Here is a 23707-nt window from a genome sequence, read left to right on the forward strand (position 1 = left end):
TTTTAAATATGGAAAAACCTGCTGTGAGGCAGGTTTTTTTATCTTCATTTTAATTTGATTTGAATCCAATAATTTCATTTACTTTAAGACACGAGCGTGAGACTTTGGCTAATTAATAAGGTTTTATATAGGTAATATTGTATCTACTAAGCCTTTAAGTTTTTCATTATTAATGTGACATAAAAAGAATCTATGCAAAAATTCAATTCTTTCGTGATTAGCAGAGAGTGGAGTTAGTCTATAATTAAATTCCATTGGATATGAAAAAATATTCCCTTTAATAAGTTCATCGTATATTTCATAGTTTATTTCTGGACTAAATTGTATAGTGAAATCTTTTTTGTGTCCTGTTTCAATATGTTTTAAGTAATCATCTACTTGATTTACTGCGTAAATATGGGCATTCATACTTAAAAATGAATCGGGATAAAATCTTTTGATTGTTTCTAATATTATTTTATCCAATTCATCCCCCTCTTTGTAAGTTTTATAATAATTCGAATCCATTTTTCGTATGTAAGGAAAATAAGCTGTAAATGGAAAAAATGAATCACCTTTAACTTCTATAATTTTTAGTGCTTGCCAATCTTTTGGATCAAGAAATTTCATTTCAATTGTCATATTTTATTTATAATGTTAATGTAAAACTTTCAAAGCTGGTGCGAAGCTATATTGCTTATAAGTAATTAAAGCACGAGCCTGACACTCATATCAGCTTTAATTTATTTCGGTTAATTGTTGTTCGTATACATGCATTTCTCCTTTATATTCATTTTCGTCTATTTTAATTAAAACAATGTAATCTGCATTATTTTCAGGATAAACTTCTTTTCGATTATATGGATCTACTGTTTTCCTCCAAGGTTCTTCTTTTGTTGCCACAACGATACATTTTTTCCCGGAAGCTATTTCTAATACTTCTTGATTAATTTTAAATTTCATATTTATAAGTTTTTTGTTATGTAGTTAATAAATATATTGTTAATCTTTAATAATTTCAAATGGCCAAGTATAGTGACTTGACGCAAAAGGACGGTTTCCATTTGTAGGAGTAATTATCTTTGCTTTTATTTTGAATTTAGTTCCAACAGGAAAATCTGTGGAGAGAACTTTAGAACACTGTACATACATTGTTTCTAAATAGGGATCTTGGTTAGGAAGAGGCTTTATATGAATTGGATCGTGTTTACCTCTTTCGTTTGTTAAAACACTTTGTACTATAATATAATCGTATTCCATTATGTAGTTAGAATATTTTCTTAATATGTTAATTTGAACGAGACTTATCAAATATATAAAACTAACATAATAATACCTTCCGTATTTCTACTGAAAATTATTTTAATTGTAAATTTTTGTTTCACCCCCGCTAGCAGAGTATGATGGAGAAATAGTATTTTCAAAACAACCTCGGTTAAAAACACACGCATCCGCAGAAACTCACAAACAATCTTAAAATAAATCTCCTGCACCCGCATTTTATTTAAAACAACCTTGTTTGTAGCTTCCTGCAATTGCAGGAAGTCTCCAACAATTTGCGGGGAACTTTATGCAATTGCATTTTATTTCCCACAAAATGTTTTAAACTAAATGCAGAATTATTTATATTTGTTTTGAGTAATTAATACATTTTTAACAAATAAACACATTAAAAGATGGAAATTTCATTAGTGAGACTGAGCACTAAAGACCTTGCGACTTTGGCTCAGAGAATTATTACCAACATTCAGTAAGGAAAATATCCTGTGATTTCCAACCATCCACTTACCGCAACTTTGCAGAATTCCTATACCGAATACGATATGGTCTACACCAAGCAAGTCTACAGCGGAAAAGGAAAAGACGTTGCCATGGCAGACCATGAAAGAGATGTCGCTTACACCAATCTTAAATCTTTTCTGGACGGTTACCGAAAGCTTCAGTCTGCACCCAATTATCAGTCGGCGGAAGCTTTGTACGGTGTTTTCAAAACTTTTGGGCTTGATCTCGACCGCTTAAGCTATTCCTCACAAACCGCACAGATGAAAAAGCTGATTGAAGCTTTGGAAAGTCCGGAAAATCAACAGAAAATTGCACTTCTTTCTCTCAACACGGCTTTCGCAGACATGAAAACAAAACACGAAGCTTTTGAAACGATCTTTGGCGAACAGGCAGAAGCCAATGCGGACCTCAGACAGATGACCAGCGCAAGCGCCATCCGCAAAGATCTGGAGAAAAACCTCAAAACCTATCTGAATTTGCTCACCGCCATGAAAGACGTTCCCGATTGGAAACTTCTCTACAGCGATACCAACGAGCTGGTAAAAGCAGCGAAAAATTCGGAAGTAAAACGAAAGGAAGAAAAACCGGAATAAATAGAATGACTCAGCAGATTGCTGAGTTTTTTGTTGGAGTAATATGAAGTCGAGTCGTCGTCAGTTCGAGTGTTTTTCCAAAGGAAAAATGTATCGAGAACTTTTTGAATGATGCACAAGTTTTGTTTTTCAGCTCATTGGTTCTCGATACAAATTCTTTCAGAATTTTACTCGAACTGACGGGTTTTTCATAGCAGATATTATGAACTATATTGATGAATGTTTGTATTACAGTGATATTTCTAAATTATAAACAATGTCGTCAGTTCGAGTGTTTTTCCAAAGGAAAAATGTATCGAGAACTTTTTGATTAGCCGACAAATTTTGTGCTTCGCTTCGCTGGTTCTCGATACAAATTCTTTTAGAATTTTACTCGAACTGACGGATTTGTCATAGCAGATATTATGAACTATGTTGATGAATGTTTGTATTACAGTGATATTTCTAAATTCTAAACAATGTCATCAGTTCGAGTGTTTTTCCAAAGGAAAAATGTATCGAGAACTTTTTGAATGATGCACAAATTTTGTTTTATACTCACTGGTTCTCGATACAAATTCTTTTAGAATTTTACTCGAACTGACGGATTTGTCATAGCAGATATTATCAACTATGTTGATGAATGTTTGTATTACAGTGATATTTCTAAATTATAAACAATGTCGTCAGTTCGAGTGTTTTTCCAAAGGAAAAATGTATCGAGAACTTTTTGAGTGATGCACAATTTTTGTTTTATACTCACTGGTTCTCGATACAAATTCTTTTCAGAATTTTACTCGAACTGACGAATTTATGATAGTAAATATCATCAGTATTTATTTAGAAATATTAGTATTAAAATAATACTTTTGGAATACTAAATTATTCAAAGGAATTATTACGTTAATGAAAAATTATATCATTATTTTAATCTTATTATTGTTTTCGTGCAAGGAAAACCCAATTGAAAAAAAGATTGAGTGGGATTATCTGAATAGTTCATTTAAAAACTCTGATAATCAAGGCCGTCTGGGAATGCTTTGTGGTTATGATACATTTGAGCTGAAACGAATTGATGATTCTCTTTTTGAAATGAACTTAGCTGAGTTTCAGGGATGGAAAAAGGATTCTAAAAAGTATAATGATACGCTGAAATTAACGGAGAACAAAAAAGTTTTGGATTCAGCAGGAAATCAGAAAACACAAATTTTAAAATTTTCTAATAAAAATAATGTTAATCTTGAAGTGATGATAGATAAAACCAGAGCTTTTTCAGATTCAATAAATAATTATGAATATTCCGGAAAAATAAAAATTGAAAATAATAAATTTAAATATTCGTGTGACGAACTTTGGGTAAAATAAAAAATATGAAAAAACTAGGAATCATCGGCTGCGGCTGGCTCGGAAATCACATCGCAGAACGGTTATCAAATCAATATCAAATTTTCGCAACAACGACGACAGAATCGAAGGTCGACGAATTCCAATGTAAAGGATATCAAACGACCTTAATCAGTTTCCCTAATGAATTGGATACAGAGATGAAAGAATGGGAAGCAGCAAAAGAATTAGATGCCATCATCATCAGCGTTCCGTTTTCAGGAATCAGAGGTGCCCAGATTCCTATGAATGACAAACGGCAAAACCTGCTGAACTTTCTTGGAGATTTTAAAGGCAAGCTTTTTCTGATGAGTTCCACCGGAGTTTACGCTGAAAATGATCAAGACTTTACAGAAGATGATCAACCTGCTGAAGAAGTAGAAAGTGAAAACTTTATTTTAAAAGAATTCCCTAAAACCAATATCTTAAGATTAGCCGGATTAATGGGTGGTCAAAGACTTTTGAAGAATTATAATATTTCAAATTTGGATCAGTTAGTGAATCATATTCACTATGCAGATATTTGTTCGGTCATCGAAAAAATGCTGAACAACCAATCGCAATCTAAAGTATACAATGTTGTTGCGCCCATCCACCCGAATAAGGAAGAAGTCATCAATGCTCAGAAAGATTTACCTTACGATGGCGAAAGAACAACGATTGGAAGAACAATCTCTCCTGAGAAATTAATGAAAGAACTGGATTTTGAATTTCAATATCCTGATCCGAGGTATTTTCATTTGTAGATTTTTTATGCAGAAAATTTTAACGCAAAGATTTAATTTAAAAACCGAAAAAACTTAAGGAGCAAAGGATTGAGGCAAGCCTCATTAAGCGTGAAAATTTGCCAGCTTTATCAAGTCAACTTGTTGACTCAACTTTGCTCTCTTCAAATATAATTCGATGGATGAAAATCTTTGCGTTAATATTTTTGTCTGATAAAAAAGAAGAATTTTATTATATTGTCTCATAAAACGATACCAAAATTGATAAAATTATGATAGCTGAAATAGAAAAATATATAGAGATTCAAAATAATATTGATGAGATTCTGAAAAATTCTCCTTTCAAAATGTCATACATCATTGAGAAATCAGGAATTAAAAAGCCTACTTTTTTCAAAAAACTAAAAGAAAAAAGATTCACACCGGAAGAACTTTTAGTCATTTCTAAAACGATTGAACCTAAAGAATGGAGAAATGAAACCAAAGAAGAAATTCTGGAATCGCTGAAACGTTCAGAAGAAGATTTTAAAAATGAAAGAGTTCATGATTACAAAGAAGTAATAGAAGCAACAAGGTTACGTTTAGAAAAACATAGAAATGAAAATTACAAATCATTAGAAAAGTAATCACAAATACATTAACTCAGCAATTTTGCTGAGTTTTTTTATCCCTCAAAAAGCATATTAAATTTCATTCAAAAACCTTTTAAATAGAGCAAATCTATGAATTTGCTATTCCGAAAGTCGATCTTAAACTCTAACTTTATTCTTTCAAATTTCAAATTATTAAAAAGAAAAATTTATGAGTTCAGAAAATACAGCATCATTCAAAGAAATTTTTAAAAGCGAAAACGAAATCCCCGAAGAATACAAGATTCAGAAAATTCACCAAAGAGTTTATCTGTTAAATGGCGAATTGGTAGAGTGGAAGGGCGATGTTACAGAGGTTTATTCCCCGGTCTGCATCCGGACGGAAAACGGTTTAGAAAGAAAATTGCTGGGCAGCATTCCCAATATCGGACCGGATGAGGCAATGGAGGTTCTTGATGCGTCGGTAAAAGCCTATAACAACGGCCTCGGCGAATGGCCAACGATGTCAGTAGAAGGTCGCATCAAATGCATGCAGAAGTTTGTCTACTTAATGATTAAAGAACGTGATCTCATCATCAAATTATTGATGTGGGAAATCGGTAAAACTTTACCAGATTCTACTAAAGAATTCGACCGTAGCGTAGATTATATCAACCAAACTATCGATGCTTTAAAAGATTTGGATCGTGAGTCATCTCGTTTTCAACAAGCGGAAGGTACTATTGCACAAATCAGAAGAGCGCCGTTTGGAGTGGTTTTAAGCATGGGGCCGTTTAATTATCCTTTAAACGAAATTTTCACAACGTTGATCCCTGCATTGATCATGGGGAATACGATTATATTTAAACTTCCTAAGCATGGTGTCTTGGCGCATTACCCTTTGTTGAATGCTTTTAAAGAAGCTTTCCCAAAAGGAACGGTGAATACTTTATACGGTAAAGGTTCAGAAATTATCACTCCAATTATGGAAAGTGGTAAAGTGAATGTTTTGGCATTCATTGGTTCGAGTAAAGTAGCCAACGGACTGAAAAAACTGCACCCAAAAGTCAACAGGCTTCGTGCAATTTTAAGTTTAGATGCAAAGAATGCAGCCATCGTTACCAAAAATGCCAATCTTGATATTGCCGTGAGCGAGATTATTCTCGGAGCACTTTCTTTCAACGGACAGCGTTGTACCGCTTTGAAACTGATCTTCGTACAGAAAGAAGTTGCCGAAGAATTTACTGCTAAATTAACTAAAGCCGTTTCCGAATTAAAACCCGGATTGCCTTGGGAAAAAGACGTGAAAATTACGCCACTTCCCGAAGCTAATAAACCGTCATACCTTAAAGAATGCATTGAAGATGCTGTATCTAAAGGAGGAAAGGTTCTTAATGATAACGGTGGATATAATGAGGAATCATTTGTTTTTCCTGCTGTAGTTTATCCGGTGAACAGCGATATGAAATTATATCATGAAGAACAGTTCGGACCTATTATTCCGGTTGTGCCATTTGAGACTATTGAAGAACCTATTGATTATCAGGTGAACGCTTCTCACGGGATGCAGGTAAGTATTTTCAGTGAAGATGCGTTGGAAGTTTCTCAATTGATTGATCCTTTTGTGAATTTGGTGAGCAGAGTAAATATCAACTGCCAGGCTCAGCGTGGCCCCGATGTTTTCCCGTTTACTGGAAGAAAAGATTCCGCGGAAGGTACACTTTCTGTGTTTGATGCGCTTCGTTCGTTCTCGATCAGATCTTTGGTTGCTGCAAAGTCTACGGAATCCAACAAAAATCTTCTGAACACCATTGTCAGAGATCACGATTCTAATTTTTTGAGTACTGATTATTTGTTTTAAAGAATAACTTAGTTATATTATAAAACCTGCTGTGAGGCAGGTTTTGTTGTTTTATTTATTCATTAATATCTTTTCAATAGACTCTACAATTTCTTTTTCTACACTTTCTTCATTTAAGCTCTCAAGCGTGTAGGTTTGCTCTTTCATGGCGGCAGTTCCGGTTCCGTTTTGGAAAATGGTGTCCTGATGAACGCCTATTTTTTTATAGAATTTATCGGCAATGAACATAATGTGCGGAAACTTATTATTGGTATAAAAATTAGAATCCACATTTCTTGCAATCTGAAGTTTGATGTTGGTTTGCCCATTTATTCCTGTTGCGTTTTTACTTTCTTCATTCAGAGAGATTTTGCAACCATAGCCATTTTGTCTCAGCATTCTTCTGAACTCCTGCATTTTTGGGTCGATAAGGTTTTTGCACAATGTTTTAAAACCTTCAATAAATAAATCTTCTTCGCTTTTCTGCTTTTCCTGACTTTCTTTTAGTTTCTGGTCTTCTGTCTTTAAATTTGAAAACAGAGAATTCAGTTTATTTAAATTTTCTTCTTTCATTTGATCTTGTATTTCGAATTGGTTTTTGATGCACCAATTTTTTATTTCTTTAAATATTTTTCAAATATAAATAAATCAGGGCAAAATGCATTTGGTAAATCTCAAAACATCAATAATAAACCTATAGATTCTCCAGAAAAACCATAAAAAAATGGACAGCAAAATATCTGCAGCCCATTTTTATTTATAATGATTTCGTTTAGTTTAAGATTGATTTAACTTTTAATCATTAAGATTTTTTCTAACCTTTTAGAATTTCTGAGATTATCTTCTCTCTCTTCCAATCTCTGCTACCACAAGCGTTCCTGCAAGATTATCATGCAGACATTGATTTTTTTCGTTGAAGAAAAACATCAGATAACCGATGAAAAATGTAAGAACATTGAGGATGTTTGCGAAGAAACGACCTGTAGACTGTCCAAAATTAATTTTAGCACCATCGGTACTTACTAATTTGATATTGACCGCTTTTTGTCCAAGGGTCTGCTGATCTGCGCTGCAATGCATCAGTGCAAAATACAGCCACCCGGGAAGTATCGGGATAATAGCAGACGGCAATACGATGATTAAAACATCAAGTATTCTTGCACCCAATCGCTCACCAAAATTGGCGAAACGGTAGTGTACGATGTGGTTTTGCTCGTAGACTCTGATGGTATTGTTTGATAAATATTCTACATAACCGATTTTCTGTTTTATCGAAGTTTTTTGAGGAATGTGTATCGGTAAATTGTTGCTTACAACTGGTGGTGGAATGAGATTAAATAAGCTTTTAAGTTCTTCGATTTGTTCTGCTTCTGTCCAGTTCGTAATGCCTCCATGCCAGACGAGATCGTTTTTTTTGATATTTAATTCCTTCAGTTGTTGAATTGTAAACGGACCTTTTCTATCAGATCCATCAATGAGAAAGTATTTTTGTTCCATAATTTGTATTTATTTTATCTCTTAAATAGGATATAAATTGTTCATTTAAGAATTGCCAAATATAAAGAACCTCGTTCATTCATGAAAATGTTATTTTGTAATTTTTTTGGCCTAAATCTAAAAAGAAATGAACCGCAAAAATCTTGCAGTCCATTTTTATTTGTGGTGAATTATGTGATGTTAATTTTCTCTCAAAAATGAAGTAATAGCATCGTTCAGTTGTTCGGCATGAGTGACGTTTAAACCATGCGGAGCACCTTCGATGATCACAAACTTATTGTCTGCAATACCTTCTGCAGCTTGCTTTCCGGCTGTTTCGATTGGGACGATCTGGTCATTGTCACCATGTACAATCAGTGTTTTTACGTTAATGCTCACCAATTCAGGGCGGAAGTCTGTATTTGCCCAGCTTTCAGCACATTTTATTGTGGCGATTGGAGAGGCGTGTGAGGCGATACTCCAATCGTAATTAAGCTGTGCTTGACTTACGGTTTGTGAGAGCAATCCGTAGTTGTAAAAGTTTTTGTGAAAGTTTTCAAGGAAAGTAACTCTGTCTTTTTTCAGGCTATCCATAATTCCATCTAAATCTTCCTGTGGAACACCGTTCGGATTGTCATCTTTCTGTTTTACCAAAGGAATAATTGAAGAAATTAATGCGATTTTATCTACATTTTCAGATCCGTAATTGGTTATGTAACGAACTACTTCGCCGCCACCCATTGAAAATCCGAAAAGGATAACATTTTTTAGTTCTAATTGAGTGATTAATTCATGCAAATCAGCGGCTAATCCGTTATAATCATAACCCGCCAAAGTAGGTGCTGACTTCCCGAAACCTCTTCTGTCGTAAGTAATCACACGATAACCGAGACTCAGAAGTACAGAAACCTGAAGTTCCCAAGATTTTCCGCTCAAAGGCCACCCGTGAATTAAAATAATCGGCTGTCCGGAACCGAAATCTTCGTAATAAAGTTCAAAATTTTTGTAGTCTTGTTTTGTAATGTAAGGCATATTGATATTTTTTGGTGTGTTTACGTAAACACAAATTTTGCGCCACGACTTGTGTGAAATAAAGATGTGGTATGTGTTTCTGGTATTTTAATTATTTTTAACGGATTTGAAATTTAATATGCTTTTGGGCTGTTTGTGTGTACGCAAAACCTTGTCAAGGGTGACTTACTGTGTTTAATTTTGGAAGCTTTAATCGCAAAGTGAGACAAAGTTTTTTTATGTTCTTGCTGTTTTTAAGGTAAACAAAGTCGTAAACTTCGGAAAGAAACACAAGTTATTATTAAGGTGATTTAACCTTGACAAGGTTGCCAAATGAAAGATGATTGAAAACTTATTAAAGAAAAAATAAAAAATGTGTAACATTTATTTCAAACAACTACTAACTCCATAGAGTTGAAAGCCATGACCTCATTAGAACAGGAATTTTTGCATAAAATAGAAAAGCATAAAGGAATCATTTTTAAGATTTCTAAAATGTACATGGATGATAAAGATGACCGAGACGATCTTTTTCAGGAAATTACCTATCAGGTCTGGAAAGCGTATGCAGGTTTCAGAGGTGAAAGTGAATTTTCAACGTGGCTGTACAGAATCGCTTTGAATACGGCGATTGTCTTCTTGAAATCAGAAAAGAAAAGAAGCTTTATCAATAACGAAGATTTTACTGATTATAAAATTGTGCAGGATGAATATGACCTCGAAAAGGAAGAGAAACTTTCTGCAATGTATAAAGCAATTAATCAATTAAATCCCATCGATAAAGCATTTATCTTTTATTATCTGGAAGATTTCTCAGGGAAAGAAATTGCCGACCAAATGGGAATCTCCGAGGGAAATGTACGTGTGAAAATGAACCGAGCAAAAAACAAACTGAAAGATATCTTAAACTCAAAATAATTATCAACTTTTTAAATCAATTACAATGAATATAGATGACCTTAAAAATACGTGGAATGACGATGTGTCTGAGGAAACACCCGAAATCAGTATTGAGCATAGCAATAAAATAAATCTTCCGTTAGAAAAGATCAGAAAAAACATGCGAATGGAGTTTTGGTCAACGGTCGGAATTTTAATCTTTGGATTTCTCATAGTCTGGATTCCTGTTCCGGAAGCTCCATTCAAGTTTAAATTTTATCTAACGGTATTGCTGTTTTCAATGGTAATCGTGGTGTCGTTTTTCTTCAGTAAATTTTTCAAATTGTATAAAGATATCAGTAGCCCGATGATGAAAACTTATGAGAGTCTGAAGGATTTAAAGTATCAGTTTGATCTGAATAAACAGTATTACCTTTCATTTATGCTTTCGTTTGTGCCGTTTTTGGTGTGTGAACTGATTATTGTAATTGAATTTATTCCTCATCCCACACCGTTGAGTAATGTTCAGATTGCCACCACCATTCTTTCAATGCTTGCAGTTGGGCTTTTTGGACTTTTCTTACTTGGAAAGTATTGGTATAAAATTTTTTACGGAAAATATGTAGGTCAGATTGAAAGTCTTTTGACTGAGCTTAAAAAATAACGTTTAGATTTTTGAGTAGAGTTTTATAAAGATTTACACCTTTCTCAAATTCAAAAATGCTTTTTGCGGAATCTGATGCGATCACCAATCCTGCTCCCATCATAATGACATCTTTTATAACCAATCTTCCTGCTCCCGAAAGCAGCGGAAATCCGTGTTCGGAACCTCCTAAATCAGGAACCCAGACTTCGGGTGTTGTAATGAGAAATGAAAGAGTTACAAAAGACATTCCTGCCGTTAAAATTCCACTTATTAAACCAATTTTCGGATAAAAAATTCCCAATAAAACTGAAATTCCGATCAGAACAATTGCCGTTCCTAATCCGTGAGAAAAAGTATATGTTCCGTTCGCTTCATGCCATTTTACATTTTCAGGAACGACTTCACCTTCTTTATTTTTGTGAAGCTTGTAATTATCTTCATCCGAAATATTTTTATTCAGCATAAAATTCATAAAGGGTGAGTTTGCTACAAAAGGAATAATTCCTTCTGCTTCGTAATGAAAGGCTTTCAAGCCGCCAATCCAAGCCATTACGATAAAAATACTTATTCTTAAAAAATGAATAAAATTTTTCTGTGAGTTTGCTAAGAGTTCTAACATAATTTATTTTTTGACAAAGTTATGCTGAACCTAAAGCCTATGAAATGGATGATTGTGGAAGTTATTTGTACAAATCTGCCACAATGGAAATTCCTGTTTCTTTTCTGAATTGTGTAGGCGAAATCCCAACGTATTTTTTGAAATATTTGCTGAAATGAAATTCATCATTAAAATTGAGTTCTACAGCTATTTCTTTAATTGATTTTCTCGTGAGGTGAATCTGTTTTTTCGCTTCCAGAATTACCCTTTCCTGAATAATCTGAGAGGGTGTTTTATTAAATTTAGATTTAATTTTTTTGCTTAATGTGTTGGAAGTTACGTGAAGTAAATCTGCATAAAAAGACAGATTCTTTTCCGAAAGAAAATGTTCTTCCACAAAATTTTGAAACGATTTGAGTTCGTTAAAATCATCTTTAATTAATTCTTTATCAGGAAGTAATTTATTCTTTTCGCGACTTGAAATTGCCAAAATCAGCTGAAGATATGACTGTAAAACAGAACCTGAAAAATCTTCATTGTGATTTACTTCCTGAATTTTTGAAAAGTATTCTGAAATTTCCAAATAAACTTGTTCAGTCAACGAAAAATGTGGAAAAAGATAGATGTTGTTGAAAAGTAAACCATTACAGGCAACTTCTTTTTTATGAAATTCTATACAATAAAAGTCACTGTGAAAATTTAAAACTTCAACCTCGATTTGAGCTTCACTTACAATCTGAATATTCTGAAAAGGGGAAGAAAAAAATACAGTTTTTCCGGTAAAATCATATTCTACAAAATCAACGACGATTTTTCCGTTTCCGGCAAACAGAAAAATATGATACATTGAATCGGCAAATATATTTCTGAAATACTCTGAACTCTCTTTCTGGACAGAAAAAAATGTACTTTTCATATGCTAAAGCTACATAATTTTTTTATGCTTTTCTTAAAATAGATGCTTCACTAATTAGATTTACTGTGTATAAAAAGCTGGAAATTCTCTCATAATAGAATAAAAATCCCGCCATTCAAAATATCTCGGACTTACACTGCTTACATTCTCAAATCCTTTATTGCTGAATAATTTTTTCGTTCGTGTCACATGAAAGTATTGCGAAACAACAATAAGACTTTTAAAATGATATTTCTTTTGAATTTTTAAAGTATTTTCAACGGTTAATCTTGTATTATCTCCTTTGTTATCAACGATAATGACAGAATCGGGAATGTTTTTACCAATGAGATATTCTTTCATTTTTGAACCTTCATAAAATCCTTCTTTCCCCAAACCGCCACTTACAATTATTCTTTTAATACGATGATTTTGATACAATTCAACTCCGGTTTCGAGACGTTTTTGAAGTCTTTCAGATAATGTTCCGTCTTCATTAACTTTATTTCCAAGAATTACTGCAACATCTGCCTGAGCTCCGTTATCAGATAAACCATCATAAATAATGTACACAGAGTGAATGATGAACCATGTGAAAATGACAATGCAAATGGTTTTTAAAACTTTAATAATCAGCTTCATTCGCTTTAATCCTGAGTTTTATTGTCTTTTAATTTCTGAATATCATTCTTTACCCAATCTAGCTGCACATCTTTTTTATCAATAATATCCTGCATACTTTCATCAATTGCAACATCAGGAACAACCCCTTTTTGAGTATTTCCAAATGTAATGTTTGGTTGAACTAAAAGCACTCCGATCGGTAAATCTATTTGGGAGTTGGGAAGCTTTTGGTAAGAATAAAATCCTGCAACGGTTCCATCATTTGTACCACCGGTTTCTTCGCCGACTAAAGTTACACGTTTGTCAAATTTTAATTTAGATGAAATAATAGACGATGCCGAAAAACTTCCGCCATTAATCAAAACATACACTTTCCCTTTGAAAGCGTTTTCTTTTGGCTTTGTGGCTTTGTTTTCTTTCATTTTATAGTACGCAATTCCATCTTTTCCTTTGTAAACATTCAAAGCCTGATACAAGAAATATCCGGGATAAGCCAAACTTTTATAAGTGTATTCCAATGGATTTGATTTTCTGAAATAATTGGTTTTCAAAGGAGTCACTCTCGAAACAAGCTGGGAAGGTTTTATCAAAACAAAAGGTTCAGGAGCGAGGTAAGAATATAATTGATTAATCTCGTAAAGCGAACCACCGTAATTTTCACGAATGTCGATGATGAGGTAAGAAGATTCTGCATTTTTGATTTTCTCAAAAGATTCTTTATAAAACTTATTTGAAAAAGTTCTTGAGAAACTTTTTATTTTCATGTACGCAATCGTGCTGTCTTTATCTAAAAATTTAAAATTTCTATTATAAGAACTCGTTGCAGCTACATAATCATTCAGCTTTTTCTCAGGAGTTCGTTTTTTCTCGGCTTTGTCTTTTTCAATTTCTGTTTTATTTTTTGACTCTCTTTTTAATGTTAAAATTTGTCTTTCGTCATTGTAAAGTGTTTCGATTTTAGCGCTGTCCATAATTCCTTTTTCGGCAACAAAAAAATTGAAGAAAACATCTTTCAGGTAGTACGGATAGAAAGTGGTGTTGTAACCGTCACTGCTTATTAATTGACGGTATTTTTTAAGATAATCGGAAACAGGAACATCATTAATGCTTAAAAGTTCAGTTCCGGGTTTAATATTTTGAATGGAATCCTTGTTTTCAATAAAATATAAATGATCGTCTTCTACGTGATATTCAAATCTTCCGAAAAGTCCTTTTTTGTTTTTTAAAGCTTTAATTTCCTTTTTTGAAAACCTTTTTGCAGGAATTTTCAATGATAAATGTCCCTCACGGATTTTTTCAATGACAGGCTGTAATTTAAAATAAAACCGAGTGGTAGTGAGAGGTTTATTGATAGTGGCTTTTAAACTGTCAAATTTAAAATCAAGTTCTTGTTTTGAAATATACCAATTCAGATTTGGGTGCATTTCCTGAAGTTTTCGGTAAGCAAAATCTACATCTTCACGAAGTTTTTCTGGTGAGATCATGCTTAATCTTTGTTCGTTATACTTTTTCACGGGAGTACATGAAAAAAGAAAGAAAACAAATGAGATTGTTAAAAAATATTTCAAGGCATAGATTTTTTTGATAGACGAATTTAAAAACTTTTAAATATAATTTGATTAAAAAAAAGTAAAATTCATTATCGTGCGTCATTGGTGAAAGAGTAGTAAACTTAGAGAAAGTTTTTTACATTTGAATTTCAAATTTTCACAATGATTTATTTCATCATATTGGCTACGATTACCGCAATTGTAACGTATTTAGTAATGTCTCAGGAAGTTTTCGGTGCAGAACCGAAAGGAGAACGCCTTGAAAGAATGCTGAGATCTAAGAATTATAGAAACAAGCAGTTCCAGAACCAAAGCTTTACACCTTCATTTGCTGAAGGGTATAGCATGCCGAAAGTGATGTACAATTTTTTCTTTTCTAAAAAAGATCCGTTGTTGAAACCTCTGCAGAAGATACCTGCAGTTCATACCGATTTAAAAAATCTTCCGAAAAATGAAGATGTTTTTATATGGATGGGGCATTCTTCTTATTTCATAAAAATTGATGGCGTTTCTTTTTTAATTGATCCTGTTTTAAGTACTTATGGTTCGCCCTTTAAATTTTTCAATAAAGCTTTCGAAGGTGCAGATTTGTTTAAACCTCAAGATATTCCAAATATTGATTATCTGGTGATTACACACGATCATTACGACCATTTAGATTTTCCGACGGTAAAAGAAATCAGGGAGAAAGTAGGAAAAGTGATTATGCCTTTAGGCGTGGGTGCTCATTTTGAAAGATGGAGCTATTCTCAGGATCAATTGATTGAAGAAGATTGGGAAACAACTATAGAATTAAAAAATAATTTTAAAATTACCTTCACTCCGGCAAGACATTTTTCAGGAAGAAAACTCCACAGAAATAATACGTTGTGGACTTCTTACGTTCTTGAGACGCCGACAAAAAAACTGTTTTTAGGCGGTGACAGCGGATATGATACTCACTTTAAAACAATTGGCGAAAAATACGGCCCGTTTGATTATGCAATTCTGGAAAACGGACAGTATAACCCAGCCTGGAAGTACATTCATGCTTTGCCGGAAGATGTTATTCAGGCAAGTATCGATATTCAGGCGAAAAATATTATTCCGGTGCATTCCGGTAAATTTGCTTTGGCTTTGCATCCTTGGAATGAGCCATTACAGAAAGTAACAACGCTTGGAAAAGAGAAAAATTTACAGATTCTCACTCCGAAAATCGGTGAAAAATTAGATTTAAATAAAACAGACCAACATTTTCAGAATTGGTGGGAATAATTTAGTCATGCCAGATTCCTTTGTATCTTTTCGGATGATTTTCAAGTTGTTGTCTCACAAAATCGCATTCCGGATCGATCATCAGGTCTTTTTCTTCGGCATAGCTTACCAATTTATCTAAAAGAAGTTTGGCGTAACCACGTCCTTCCAAATCTTCATCAATTTTGGTATAGTAAACATTCATCAATCTTCCGTCAACAGAAATCGACATATAACCAACCTTTTTGTCGTCAATTAATAACTGCAATTCATCCTGGTAAGGCGTTATTTCAAACTTTATATTTTCCATAATTTCTGATGTTTATTGGTGAAACTCTTCCTTAAAATTACAAATTAAAATTTTACAACGTAGAGATTTTTAAGAATTTAAAGTAATTTATAATCATTTAAATTAAATTATTCATTCAACATCGTCTTATCTACATTCAGAATTTTGCTGGCTAAAATTTTATCAACTCGGTTTCCGTCTTTGTCAACGATTTCTAAAAGCAGGTTTCCGATTTTTACAGTGTCGCCGGTTTTTGGCATTTCATCATAATCATGAAAAAACAGCCCTGAAACGCTCACAAATTTCTTTTCAGCTTCCTGATCGATTTCAATATCAAAATATTTTTTAAAATCATAAATCGAGCATTTTCCGTCAATCAACCATGAGGTTTCATTTCGTTTAATAATTTCCGGTTCCACGTCAGTTCCGTCAGGAATATTTCCAATCAAATCATCCAGAATATCATTCAAAGTAATGATTCCTTTCGTCGTTCCGTATTCATCAATAACAACCGCAATATGCGATCTGTTGTTCTGGAAACTTTCTAAAAGCGGATAAATAAATGAATTTTCACTCACAAAAACTGCTTTTTTAAGATGGTCTTTTAATAAAAAATTCTGATGCGAAAAATCAAAAAGATCTTTCATTTTTACAATTCCGATGATATTGTCTAGATTGTTTCTGTCGGTAACAGGATAGGTTGAATATGAGCAATTTTTAATCTTAGTTTTAATGATTTCATAATCGTCATCAATATTCAACGAAATAATCTTAGAACGGTGAGTTGCCAAAGAATTTACTTTTCTGTCACCTAAAGCAAAAGCATTTTTCAGAATGTCATGTTCTTTTTCTTCAATAATTCCGCCTTCACTTCCTTCTTTGATGATTGATTTTATTTCTTCCTCGGTGACGCTTTCTTTTTTGTCGTTTTTAATTCCGAAAAGTTTTAAAATTCCCACATTGGTAACGGTAAGAAGCCATACAAAAGGCGAGGCGAGTGCTGAAACCCAATACATAGGCTTTGCAATGAAAATGGAGATTCTCTCAGGAAATTTCATACCTAATCTTTTAGGAATCAATTCGCCAAAAACAATCGATAAAACGGTAATTAACGCAACAATTAAAACAGAGGCAATTCCTTTTGAATACTCTGAGAAAGTTTCAAACTGAGAAATGTATTTTGCGAAATTTGCGGTGAGTTTGTCTCCGGAATAAATTCCAAGCAGAATTCCGATTAAGGTAATGCCTATTTGAACAGTGGAAAGAAATTTGTTGGGATTTTCAGAAAGTTTAATGGCTGTCTTTACGTTGGAATTTCCTTTCTTTTCGATGCTTTTTAGCTTGAATTTCCGGGAAGAGACCAATGCCATTTCTGACATTGAAAACACTCCGTTGAGAAGTATTAATATAATAATAATGAAGATTTCCATAGTATATTTTGGTGGTGATTATAAAAGTAAGAAAAATTAAAATAAAATAAAGGCTCTTTCTTGATTGAATTTAATAATATCCTATTTCACAATTATTCATCTAAACAAACAAGCTTTAACAAATAAAAAGTTGGACTTTTGTTGATTGAAAATTTCATGCGGATGTTAAAAGAGAGAAATAAACTCATTGCGACGGTATTGGCTTTTGCGGTCATTCCGATGTCGGGTCTGGCGACAGATATTTATTTACCATCAATGCCGAGTATGGCAACGGAACTACATCAACCAGAAAGTAATATCCAGCTTACTTTATCAATATTTTTAATCAGTTATGGTCTTACTCAGTTTTTTGCCGGAAGTGTTGTCGACTCGTTTGGAAGATACAAGGTTTCTATGGTTTCGCTGGCTTTGTTTGTCGTTTCTTTTTTAATTACAGCAACGACGCAGAATATTTTTATCATCTACACAATGCGAGTTTTACAGGGAATTTTATCAGGATTTGCAGTAGTTTCCAAGCGAGCATTTTTTGTAGATGTTTATGAAGGCGAGCAGCGAAAACATTATCTAAGCATCATGACGATCGTCTGGTCTGTAGGTCCTATTATTGCGCCTTTTATTGGTGGTTATTTACAGCATAATTTCGGATGGCAATCTAATTTTTATGTGCTGGCAGGGTATAGTTTACTTTTATTAATTCTCGAATTTATTTTTTCCGGAGAAACATTGAAAGTGAAAAATCCTTTCAATATCGATTTTCTCATTAAAGAATACAATTCAATGTTCAAAGCCAAAGATTTCTTCTACGGAATGCTGATGTGTGGATTGAGTTATTCAATGATTATGTTCTTTAATCTCTGCGGCTCATTTATTATTGAGCATAAAATGGGTTATTCTGAAGTAGTTGCAGGTTATGTTTCTTTAATTCTCGGTTTTGCTTGGATGACGGGAGGTTTTTTAGGAAAAGCATTAATTAAAAAAGCATTTTTACCCAAAATTAGATTCGCTAATTTCATTCAGATTATTTTAATCATTCTGATGTTTGTGGCTTCTTATTTTACAAGTAATATCTACAGTCTGGTGGCTTTTGCCTTTGCCGTTCATGTGACAGCAGGATTTATCTTTAATAATTATTTCTCGTACTGTATCGGCAGATTTCCAAATTCTGCAGGAATCGCAGGTGGTTTGACGGGTGGAGTAGCCTTCATCATCACCTCTGCATTAAGTTACGGAATTGTAGCTTTGATCAAGCCTGAAGTTCAATTACAGGTTGCAGAAGGTTATTTCGTGTTGGGAGTATTAGGATTGTTTGTTTTAAGTTTAATTAAAATAAGAAAAGCACATATCTAAATGTAAATCTATATTATTAAGAATCTTAAAGTAATTACTTTGTTAAATCCTTTCGTAATGCTAACTGGGATAATACTTTATGAATTGTGTCATTTGTGAAAAATATTCGTGATAATTTGTGTTTAAAACAAAAAAGCTCCTTTAAAAAGGAGCTTTCAAATTTATATTAAATCAGAAAATTAAATTCCGTCAATAATTTCATTTAAAACAGTACTTGGTCTCATTGCCTCGTACGTTTTGAAAGTATCAGTTTTGAAATAACCATCAATATTTTGAGGCTTACCTTGAGCGCCAATTAATTCAGAATTGATCACTTCCTCGCTTTCCTGCAATGCTTCTGCTACCGGAGCAAATTGTTGAGCCAATTCAGCATCTGCAGTTTGTTTTGCTAAAGCTTCTGCCCAATACATTGCCAGATAGAAGTGAGAACCTCGGTTATCGATTTGTCCAACCTTTCTGGCAGGAGATTTATCAGTAGCTAAGAATTTAGCATTTGCTTCATCTAATGCATCCGCTAAAACCTGAGCTTTAGTATTTCCTTGAGTTTGTGCTAAATGCTCTAAAGATGCTTGTAACGCTAAGAATTCACCTAGAGAATCCCATCTTAAATATCCTTCTTCCAAGAATTGCTCAACATGTTTTGGAGCAGAACCTCCAGCTCCAGTTTCGAATAAACCTCCACCGTTCATCAATGGAACGATAGAAAGCATTTTAGCAGAAGTTCCAAGCTCAAGAATTGGGAAAAGATCTGTAAGATAATCTCTCAATACGTTTCCTGAAACAGAAATAGTATCTTTTCCTTCTCTTGCTCTTTTCAACGTTTCCGTCATTGCATCTTTTACATCAAGAATTTTGATATCCAATCCGTTGGTATCGTGATCAGCTAAGTATTTTTCAACTTTTTTGATCATTTCTCTGTCGTGAGCTCTTCCTTTATCTAACCAGAAAATAGCTGGTGTATCAGAAAGTCTTGCTCTGTTTACAGCCAATTTTACCCAATCCTGAATCGGAGCATCTTTCGTCTGACACATTCTGAAAATATCTCCAGCTTCAACTTTTTGAGAAAGAAGAGCAGTTCCAGCTTCATCCTGAACTTCAATTGTTCCTTCAGCCGTAGCTTGGAAAGTCTTGTCGTGAGAACCATATTCTTCAGCTTTTTGAGCCATTAATCCAACGTTAGGAACAGAACCCATTGTTGTAGGATCTAATTTTCCATGCGCTTTCATATCATCAATTACAGATTGATAGAAACCTGCATAAGCACGATCCGGAATGATACAAACAGTATCTTCTTCCTTACCTTCCTTATTCCACATTTTACCACCGCCTCTTACCAAAGCAGCCATAGAAGCATCAACAATAATGTCTGAAGGAACGTGGAAATTCGTAATTCCTTTGTCAGAATTTACCATTGCCACTCTTGGTCCGTTTGCCAAAGCCGCTTCAATATCAGCTTTGATTTCAGCTTCCTGAGCATTTCCTTTAATTTTATCGAAAAGATCAGCTAGACCGTTGTTTGGATTTACATCTAAAGAATCGAAAGTCTCAGCATATTTAGTGAAAACATCTTTGAAGAAAGTCTCAACGATCGCTCCGAATACGATTGGATCAGAGATTTTCATCATTGTCGCTTTCAGGTGAGCCGAAAGTAATACATTTTTATCTTTAGCTTCTTGGATCGCTTCCTTAACGAAAGATTTCAAAGAATTTAAATTCATTACAGAGGAATCGATTACTTCTCCGGCCTTTAGATCTGCGAAATCTTTTAATAAAGTTTCTGCACCGTCATTACCTTTAAAAACGATTTTATATTTTGTAGCGTTCTCAAGAGTCGTCGAAGTTTCAGTTCCGTAGAAATCTCCGCTGTTCATGTGAGCAACGTCAGTTTTGCTGTCAGATGCCCAGTCGCCCATTCTGTGTGGGTTTGTTTTTGCGTAATTTTTAACGGCTTTTGGAGCACGTCTGTCAGAGTTTCCTTCTCTTAACACAGGGTTTACAGCACTTCCTAATACTTTGGCATATTTAGCTTTGATGGCTTTTTCCTCATCATTTTTCGGTTCAGCAGGATAATTGGGAACTGCGAAACCTTTAGATTGTAATTCAGCTATTGCAGCATCTAGCTGTGGTGCAGAAGCAGAAATATTTGGTAATTTGATAATGTTTGCGTCAGGCTGAGTCGCTAATTCACCCAATTGAGCTAAAGCGTCATTAATTTTTTGATCATCTTTCAAAAACTCAGGGAAGTTTGCTAAAATTCTTCCTGCCAAAGAAATATCCGGAACGGCGATTTCAATGTTTGCTGGTTTTGTAAATGCTTTTACAATCGGTAAAAACGAGTGTGTTGCCAACATCGGAGCCTCATCTGTAAGTGTGTAATAGATTTTTGATTTTTCTGACATTATACTGTTATTTATTATTTAAAGTTTTAGTTTCACAAATTTAGTAAATATCATTGTTTTATCAGGAGTCTTTGCATAAAAAAAGAGGCTTTTGCCTCTTTAAAAAAAAATATTTATTTTGATATTATTTTGCAGTTGAAATAATCCCTTTTGCTGGAGATGAGAATGTAACACCGCTACTTGTCCAGCTTCCTGAATTGGTAGTGTTTGGATTTAAATAATATCCATATGCTTCAGTTTCAGAATATACAACTATACTTCCACCAGAAGCTAATCCTCCCTTAACAGGCGAAGAAAAAGTTACTGAACTGCTAGTCCAACTTCCGGAATTCGTTCCGTTAGGATTTAAATAATAACCTTTTGCCTCATTATCAGAATAAACTACAATTGTATTGTTTGATGAAACTGCACCTTTAATGGGAGATGTGAAAGTTGCGGAACTACCATTCCAAGATGCTGAGTTTGTTCCGTTTGGATTTAAATAAAAGGATTTTGCTTCATTGTCAGAATACACAACAATTGCATTATTTGATGCAATAGCACCTTTAACTGGTGAAGAAAAAGTTACATTACTTCCGTTCCAACTTCCAGAATTTGTTCCATTGGGATTAAGATAGTAACCTTTTGCTTCATTGTCAGAATACACAACAATGGTATTATTTGATGCAATAGCACCTTTAACTGGTGAAGAAAAAGTTACATTACTTCCGTTCCAACTTCCAGAATTTGTTCCATTAGCGTTTAAATAATATGCTTTTGCTTCATTATCAGAATATACAATAATACATCCATTTCCTGTATTGTTTTTAAGCGAAACAATATTTCCACTGCTATTTGAAGATGTGGTAGACAGGACACTTCCTGCAACCAAAGCGTAAGGTACACTCATCAATTGATTTACCCCAACATTCGTATAATTACTTCCACCTGCAGGATCCATTTCTACTTTTACAAATTTTGTATTAGTTCCCCAATTAATCGCTCCAAAATTTCCTGTTGTAGGAGTTCCTTGTCCGATATTTAAGTTAACCAAACCTTTTGAGTTTGTTGTTTTATTTTGAGTTTCAGTATATAAAACAGTACCGGTCGCAGAATTATCTAAAATGCTTATTCTTAAAGCAACGTTTCCGTTGGCAATTGGAGCACCTGTAGCGTTGAAAGCAATTGTTTGATAACTAAAAGCTTGCGGAACTTGTGCGCTTAAGAAAGAAACGATAAATAATCCTAAAGTAGCGTATAATTTTTTCATGTATAATTAGTTTTTAAGGTTTTTTAATAATTTTAATTGGTTTGATGTCAGGATTTTTGAACGTCATCATGTAAGTGCCTTGACTCAATGTTCTCAAATCTAATTTGTCTGACTGTAATTTTGTTTTTAAGACAAGTCTTCCTGCAAAGTCGTAAATTTCAACTTCGTCGATTTTTGATTTTGAATTTAATTTTACATAAACGAAATCAGCAGTAGGATTCGGATAGATTTTTACAGTCTCTTTTTCCAATTCACTTACGCCTAAAACCTGTAATACAGTTTGATAAAGCATTCCCATTGTTCCCGAATTGTTTTGGTCAGGATCAGTAGGAATCACATAGATTTCTCCTACAGAATGCGTGAAATTATCTGCAGATACAGCTCCGGAATTGATGTTGCCAATCACTGACTGGGCAAATCCGAAGCATGGTAATGCAAATAACAACAGAGTAATTTTTCCTCGCATGGCTATTAATTTTTTTTAGGTGCGTAAATCTAATTAAATTTTGATATTGAAAACATGATTTTAATTATAAGTATTTTTATGTTCACTTTAAGAATTATTTAACCTTTATTTCAAATGAAATCGGCTGAAAATTGAATAAATTTGAGAAACTTTAAAAAATTAAATTATGTCTAATATTACTTTAAAAGGAAACGCAGTACATACATTAGGAAAACTTCCTGAAGTAGGTTTTACCATTAAAGAATTTGCATTGGTAGATTCAGGCTTAAATGTAAAAACTTTAGATAGCTATGAAGGAAAGAAAAAAGTATTTAATATTTTCCCGAGTATCGATACGCCAACATGTGCATCTTCCGCAAGAAAATTCAACGAAGAAGCTAATCAATTAGAAAATACAGTTGTTATCAATGTTTCTAAAGATTTACCTTTTGCTTTAAACAGATTTTGTGCTGCGGAAGGTCTGAATAATGTAGAAACGCTTTCAGATTTCAGAGGAACTTTCGGTGACGATTATGAAGTAACGATCACAGATTCTCCTATGAAAGGTCTTTTGAGCCGTGCGGTAATCGTGACTGACGAAAACAATAAAGTAGTTTACACAGAGCAGGTTTCTGAGATTGCCAACGAACCAAATTATGAAGCAGCTTTAGCAGCTTTAAAATAAGAAAAATTATTTCTCATCAATTTGAATCATTCTATTAGTTTAATAGAATGATTTTTTTATTTTTGTGGATAAACGATTTAACCATCCTATTGAAAAATAAA

The 23707-nt window shown here is 33.6% G+C and carries 25 protein-coding genes; 10 read left to right on the top strand and 15 right to left on the bottom strand.

What is annotated here, in order from left to right:
• Positions 1-123 precede the first annotated feature (123 nt).
• From MQX03_RS00740 to MQX03_RS00750, 3 genes are all read right to left on the bottom strand, one after another.
• A complete protein-coding gene (locus MQX03_RS00740) occupies positions 124-609 on the bottom strand; it encodes a hypothetical protein (protein WP_242800605.1) in 486 nt (161 codons plus the stop codon).
• A 108-nt stretch (positions 610-717) separates the two neighbouring features.
• Positions 718-942 (bottom strand): hypothetical protein, encoded by a 225-nt coding sequence (locus MQX03_RS00745; RefSeq protein ID WP_242800607.1) that lies wholly within the window; start codon positions 940-942, stop codon positions 718-720.
• 39 nt (positions 943-981) lie between these two features.
• Positions 982-1239 carry a hypothetical protein gene (locus tag MQX03_RS00750; RefSeq protein ID WP_242800610.1) on the bottom strand — a complete coding sequence of 86 codons (258 nt, stop codon included), beginning with the start codon at positions 1237-1239 and terminating at the stop codon, positions 982-984.
• Positions 1240-1745: 506 nt separating this feature from the next.
• Between MQX03_RS00750 and MQX03_RS00755 the strand changes: the two genes are divergently transcribed.
• The 5 genes from MQX03_RS00755 (at position 1746) to MQX03_RS00775 (ending at position 6871) form a co-directional block, all read left to right on the top strand.
• Positions 1746-2354: a DUF6261 family protein gene (locus MQX03_RS00755; protein WP_242800612.1), complete on the top strand. Its 609-nt coding sequence runs from the start codon at positions 1746-1748 to the stop codon at positions 2352-2354.
• Between the two features lie 885 nt (positions 2355-3239).
• Entirely contained in the window at positions 3240-3698 is a 459-nt protein-coding gene (locus MQX03_RS00760; RefSeq protein WP_242800614.1) for a hypothetical protein, read from the top strand.
• Between the two features lie 5 nt (positions 3699-3703).
• Positions 3704-4462 (top strand): NAD(P)-binding domain-containing protein, encoded by a 759-nt coding sequence (locus MQX03_RS00765; protein ID WP_242800616.1) that lies wholly within the window; start codon positions 3704-3706, stop codon positions 4460-4462.
• Between the two features lie 251 nt (positions 4463-4713).
• Complete coding sequence (locus tag MQX03_RS00770) at positions 4714-5067, top strand: hypothetical protein (protein ID WP_242800617.1); 354 nt, start codon at positions 4714-4716, stop codon at positions 5065-5067.
• Between the two features lie 175 nt (positions 5068-5242).
• Positions 5243-6871, top strand: coding sequence for an NADP-dependent glyceraldehyde-3-phosphate dehydrogenase (locus tag MQX03_RS00775; protein ID WP_242800619.1), 1629 nt, complete (start codon positions 5243-5245; stop codon positions 6869-6871).
• Positions 6872-6922: 51 nt separating this feature from the next.
• Here the strand turns inward: MQX03_RS00775 and MQX03_RS00780 are convergent, their stop codons facing one another.
• From MQX03_RS00780 to MQX03_RS00790, 3 genes are all read right to left on the bottom strand, one after another.
• Positions 6923-7423 carry a hypothetical protein gene (locus MQX03_RS00780; RefSeq protein ID WP_242800621.1) on the bottom strand — a complete coding sequence of 167 codons (501 nt, stop codon included), beginning with the start codon at positions 7421-7423 and terminating at the stop codon, positions 6923-6925.
• Positions 7424-7687: 264 nt separating this feature from the next.
• Positions 7688-8347 (bottom strand): RDD family protein, encoded by a 660-nt coding sequence (locus MQX03_RS00785; RefSeq protein ID WP_242800623.1) that lies wholly within the window; start codon positions 8345-8347, stop codon positions 7688-7690.
• A 180-nt stretch (positions 8348-8527) separates the two neighbouring features.
• On the bottom strand, positions 8528-9358 hold the full coding sequence (locus tag MQX03_RS00790) for an alpha/beta fold hydrolase (RefSeq protein ID WP_242800625.1): 831 nt from the start codon (positions 9356-9358) through the stop codon (positions 8528-8530).
• 402 nt (positions 9359-9760) lie between these two features.
• Between MQX03_RS00790 and MQX03_RS00795 the strand changes: the two genes are divergently transcribed.
• Together MQX03_RS00795 and MQX03_RS00800 are read left to right on the top strand one after the other, a co-directional pair.
• Entirely contained in the window at positions 9761-10255 is a 495-nt protein-coding gene (locus MQX03_RS00795) for an RNA polymerase sigma factor (RefSeq protein ID WP_242800627.1), read from the top strand.
• Between the two features lie 25 nt (positions 10256-10280).
• Entirely contained in the window at positions 10281-10880 is a 600-nt protein-coding gene (locus MQX03_RS00800) for a hypothetical protein (protein ID WP_242800629.1), read from the top strand.
• Here the strand turns inward: MQX03_RS00800 and MQX03_RS00805 are convergent.
• The 4 genes from MQX03_RS00805 to MQX03_RS00820 all read right to left on the bottom strand — a co-directional run bounded on the left by MQX03_RS00805 (position 10870) and on the right by MQX03_RS00820 (position 14463).
• Entirely contained in the window at positions 10870-11481 is a 612-nt protein-coding gene (locus tag MQX03_RS00805; RefSeq protein ID WP_242800631.1) for a DUF417 family protein, read from the bottom strand. The two genes, MQX03_RS00800 and MQX03_RS00805, sit on opposite strands and share 11 nt — an antisense overlap.
• A gap of 61 nt (positions 11482-11542) precedes the next feature.
• The gene (locus tag MQX03_RS00810; protein ID WP_242800633.1) at positions 11543-12376 is read right to left on the bottom strand and encodes a helix-turn-helix domain-containing protein; all 834 of its coding nucleotides are present in this window, start codon (positions 12374-12376) and stop codon (positions 11543-11545) included.
• A gap of 60 nt (positions 12377-12436) precedes the next feature.
• Complete coding sequence (locus MQX03_RS00815) at positions 12437-12997, bottom strand: YdcF family protein (RefSeq protein WP_242800635.1); 561 nt, start codon at positions 12995-12997, stop codon at positions 12437-12439.
• 5 nt (positions 12998-13002) lie between these two features.
• Positions 13003-14463 carry a S41 family peptidase gene (locus tag MQX03_RS00820; protein ID WP_242800637.1) on the bottom strand — a complete coding sequence of 487 codons (1461 nt, stop codon included), beginning with the start codon at positions 14461-14463 and terminating at the stop codon, positions 13003-13005.
• A 228-nt stretch (positions 14464-14691) separates the two neighbouring features.
• Between MQX03_RS00820 and MQX03_RS00825 the strand changes: the two genes are divergently transcribed.
• Entirely contained in the window at positions 14692-15783 is a 1092-nt protein-coding gene (locus tag MQX03_RS00825) for an MBL fold metallo-hydrolase (protein WP_242800638.1), read from the top strand.
• A gap of 1 nt (position 15784) precedes the next feature.
• On the opposite strand, the gene MQX03_RS00830 is transcribed toward MQX03_RS00825, so the two are convergent.
• Positions 15785-16072 carry a GNAT family N-acetyltransferase gene (locus MQX03_RS00830; protein ID WP_129536665.1) on the bottom strand — a complete coding sequence of 96 codons (288 nt, stop codon included), beginning with the start codon at positions 16070-16072 and terminating at the stop codon, positions 15785-15787.
• 107 nt (positions 16073-16179) lie between these two features.
• Positions 16180-17481 carry a hemolysin family protein gene (locus MQX03_RS00835; protein ID WP_242800640.1) on the bottom strand — a complete coding sequence of 434 codons (1302 nt, stop codon included), beginning with the start codon at positions 17479-17481 and terminating at the stop codon, positions 16180-16182.
• Positions 17482-17643: 162 nt separating this feature from the next.
• On the opposite strand from MQX03_RS00835, the gene MQX03_RS00840 reads away from it, so the two are divergent.
• Positions 17644-18828, top strand: a complete 1185-nt coding sequence (locus MQX03_RS00840) for an MFS transporter (protein ID WP_242800642.1) — start codon at positions 17644-17646, stop codon at positions 18826-18828.
• Positions 18829-19007: 179 nt separating this feature from the next.
• On the opposite strand, the gene MQX03_RS00845 is transcribed toward MQX03_RS00840, so the two are convergent.
• The 3 genes from MQX03_RS00845 to MQX03_RS00855 form a co-directional block, all read right to left on the bottom strand.
• Positions 19008-21227, bottom strand: coding sequence for an NADP-dependent isocitrate dehydrogenase (locus MQX03_RS00845; protein WP_242800644.1), 2220 nt, complete (start codon positions 21225-21227; stop codon positions 19008-19010).
• 124 nt (positions 21228-21351) lie between these two features.
• Positions 21352-22476, bottom strand: coding sequence for a hypothetical protein (locus MQX03_RS00850; protein WP_242800646.1), 1125 nt, complete (start codon positions 22474-22476; stop codon positions 21352-21354).
• Between the two features lie 13 nt (positions 22477-22489).
• Positions 22490-22942 (bottom strand): T9SS type A sorting domain-containing protein, encoded by a 453-nt coding sequence (locus MQX03_RS00855; RefSeq protein WP_242800648.1) that lies wholly within the window; start codon positions 22940-22942, stop codon positions 22490-22492.
• 166 nt (positions 22943-23108) lie between these two features.
• On the opposite strand from MQX03_RS00855, the gene tpx reads away from it, so the two are divergent.
• The gene (gene tpx / locus MQX03_RS00860; RefSeq protein ID WP_242800650.1) at positions 23109-23606 is read left to right on the top strand and encodes a thiol peroxidase; all 498 of its coding nucleotides are present in this window, start codon (positions 23109-23111) and stop codon (positions 23604-23606) included.
• The last annotated feature ends 101 nt before the right edge of the window (positions 23607-23707 follow it).

Origin of the sequence: Chryseobacterium aahli (assembly GCF_022699665.1) — a bacterium.
In the GTDB taxonomy this organism is placed as follows: Bacteria; Bacteroidota; Bacteroidia; order Flavobacteriales; family Weeksellaceae; genus Chryseobacterium; species Chryseobacterium aahli.

Excerpts from the sequence above, each read along its gene's own strand:
- MQX03_RS00740 (WP_242800605.1), bottom strand. The coding sequence starts at position 609 with ATGAAATTTCTTGATCCAAAAGATTGGCAAGCACTAAAAATTATAGAA.
- MQX03_RS00745 (WP_242800607.1), bottom strand. The coding sequence starts at position 942 with ATGAAATTTAAAATTAATCAAGAAGTATTAGAAATAGCTTCCGGGAAA.
- MQX03_RS00750 (WP_242800610.1), bottom strand. The coding sequence starts at position 1,239 with ATGGAATACGATTATATTATAGTACAAAGTGTTTTAACAAACGAAAGA.
- MQX03_RS00760 (WP_242800614.1), top strand. The coding sequence starts at position 3,240 with ATGAAAAATTATATCATTATTTTAATCTTATTATTGTTTTCGTGCAAG.
- MQX03_RS00765 (WP_242800616.1), top strand. The coding sequence starts at position 3,704 with ATGAAAAAACTAGGAATCATCGGCTGCGGCTGGCTCGGAAATCACATC.
- MQX03_RS00770 (WP_242800617.1), top strand. The coding sequence starts at position 4,714 with ATGATAGCTGAAATAGAAAAATATATAGAGATTCAAAATAATATTGAT.
- MQX03_RS00775 (WP_242800619.1), top strand. The coding sequence starts at position 5,243 with ATGAGTTCAGAAAATACAGCATCATTCAAAGAAATTTTTAAAAGCGAA.
- MQX03_RS00780 (WP_242800621.1), bottom strand. The coding sequence starts at position 7,423 with ATGAAAGAAGAAAATTTAAATAAACTGAATTCTCTGTTTTCAAATTTA.
- MQX03_RS00785 (WP_242800623.1), bottom strand. The coding sequence starts at position 8,347 with ATGGAACAAAAATACTTTCTCATTGATGGATCTGATAGAAAAGGTCCG.
- MQX03_RS00790 (WP_242800625.1), bottom strand. The coding sequence starts at position 9,358 with ATGCCTTACATTACAAAACAAGACTACAAAAATTTTGAACTTTATTAC.
- MQX03_RS00795 (WP_242800627.1), top strand. The coding sequence starts at position 9,761 with ATGACCTCATTAGAACAGGAATTTTTGCATAAAATAGAAAAGCATAAA.
- MQX03_RS00800 (WP_242800629.1), top strand. The coding sequence starts at position 10,281 with ATGAATATAGATGACCTTAAAAATACGTGGAATGACGATGTGTCTGAG.
- MQX03_RS00805 (WP_242800631.1), bottom strand. The coding sequence starts at position 11,481 with ATGTTAGAACTCTTAGCAAACTCACAGAAAAATTTTATTCATTTTTTA.
- MQX03_RS00810 (WP_242800633.1), bottom strand. The coding sequence starts at position 12,376 with ATGAAAAGTACATTTTTTTCTGTCCAGAAAGAGAGTTCAGAGTATTTC.
- MQX03_RS00815 (WP_242800635.1), bottom strand. The coding sequence starts at position 12,997 with ATGAAGCTGATTATTAAAGTTTTAAAAACCATTTGCATTGTCATTTTC.
- MQX03_RS00820 (WP_242800637.1), bottom strand. The coding sequence starts at position 14,463 with ATGATCTCACCAGAAAAACTTCGTGAAGATGTAGATTTTGCTTACCGA.
- MQX03_RS00825 (WP_242800638.1), top strand. The coding sequence starts at position 14,692 with ATGATTTATTTCATCATATTGGCTACGATTACCGCAATTGTAACGTAT.
- MQX03_RS00830 (WP_129536665.1), bottom strand. The coding sequence starts at position 16,072 with ATGGAAAATATAAAGTTTGAAATAACGCCTTACCAGGATGAATTGCAG.
- MQX03_RS00835 (WP_242800640.1), bottom strand. The coding sequence starts at position 17,481 with ATGGAAATCTTCATTATTATTATATTAATACTTCTCAACGGAGTGTTT.
- MQX03_RS00840 (WP_242800642.1), top strand. The coding sequence starts at position 17,644 with ATGTTAAAAGAGAGAAATAAACTCATTGCGACGGTATTGGCTTTTGCG.
- MQX03_RS00845 (WP_242800644.1), bottom strand. The coding sequence starts at position 21,227 with ATGTCAGAAAAATCAAAAATCTATTACACACTTACAGATGAGGCTCCG.
- MQX03_RS00850 (WP_242800646.1), bottom strand. The coding sequence starts at position 22,476 with ATGAAAAAATTATACGCTACTTTAGGATTATTTATCGTTTCTTTCTTA.
- MQX03_RS00855 (WP_242800648.1), bottom strand. The coding sequence starts at position 22,942 with ATGCGAGGAAAAATTACTCTGTTGTTATTTGCATTACCATGCTTCGGA.
- tpx (WP_242800650.1), top strand. The coding sequence starts at position 23,109 with ATGTCTAATATTACTTTAAAAGGAAACGCAGTACATACATTAGGAAAA.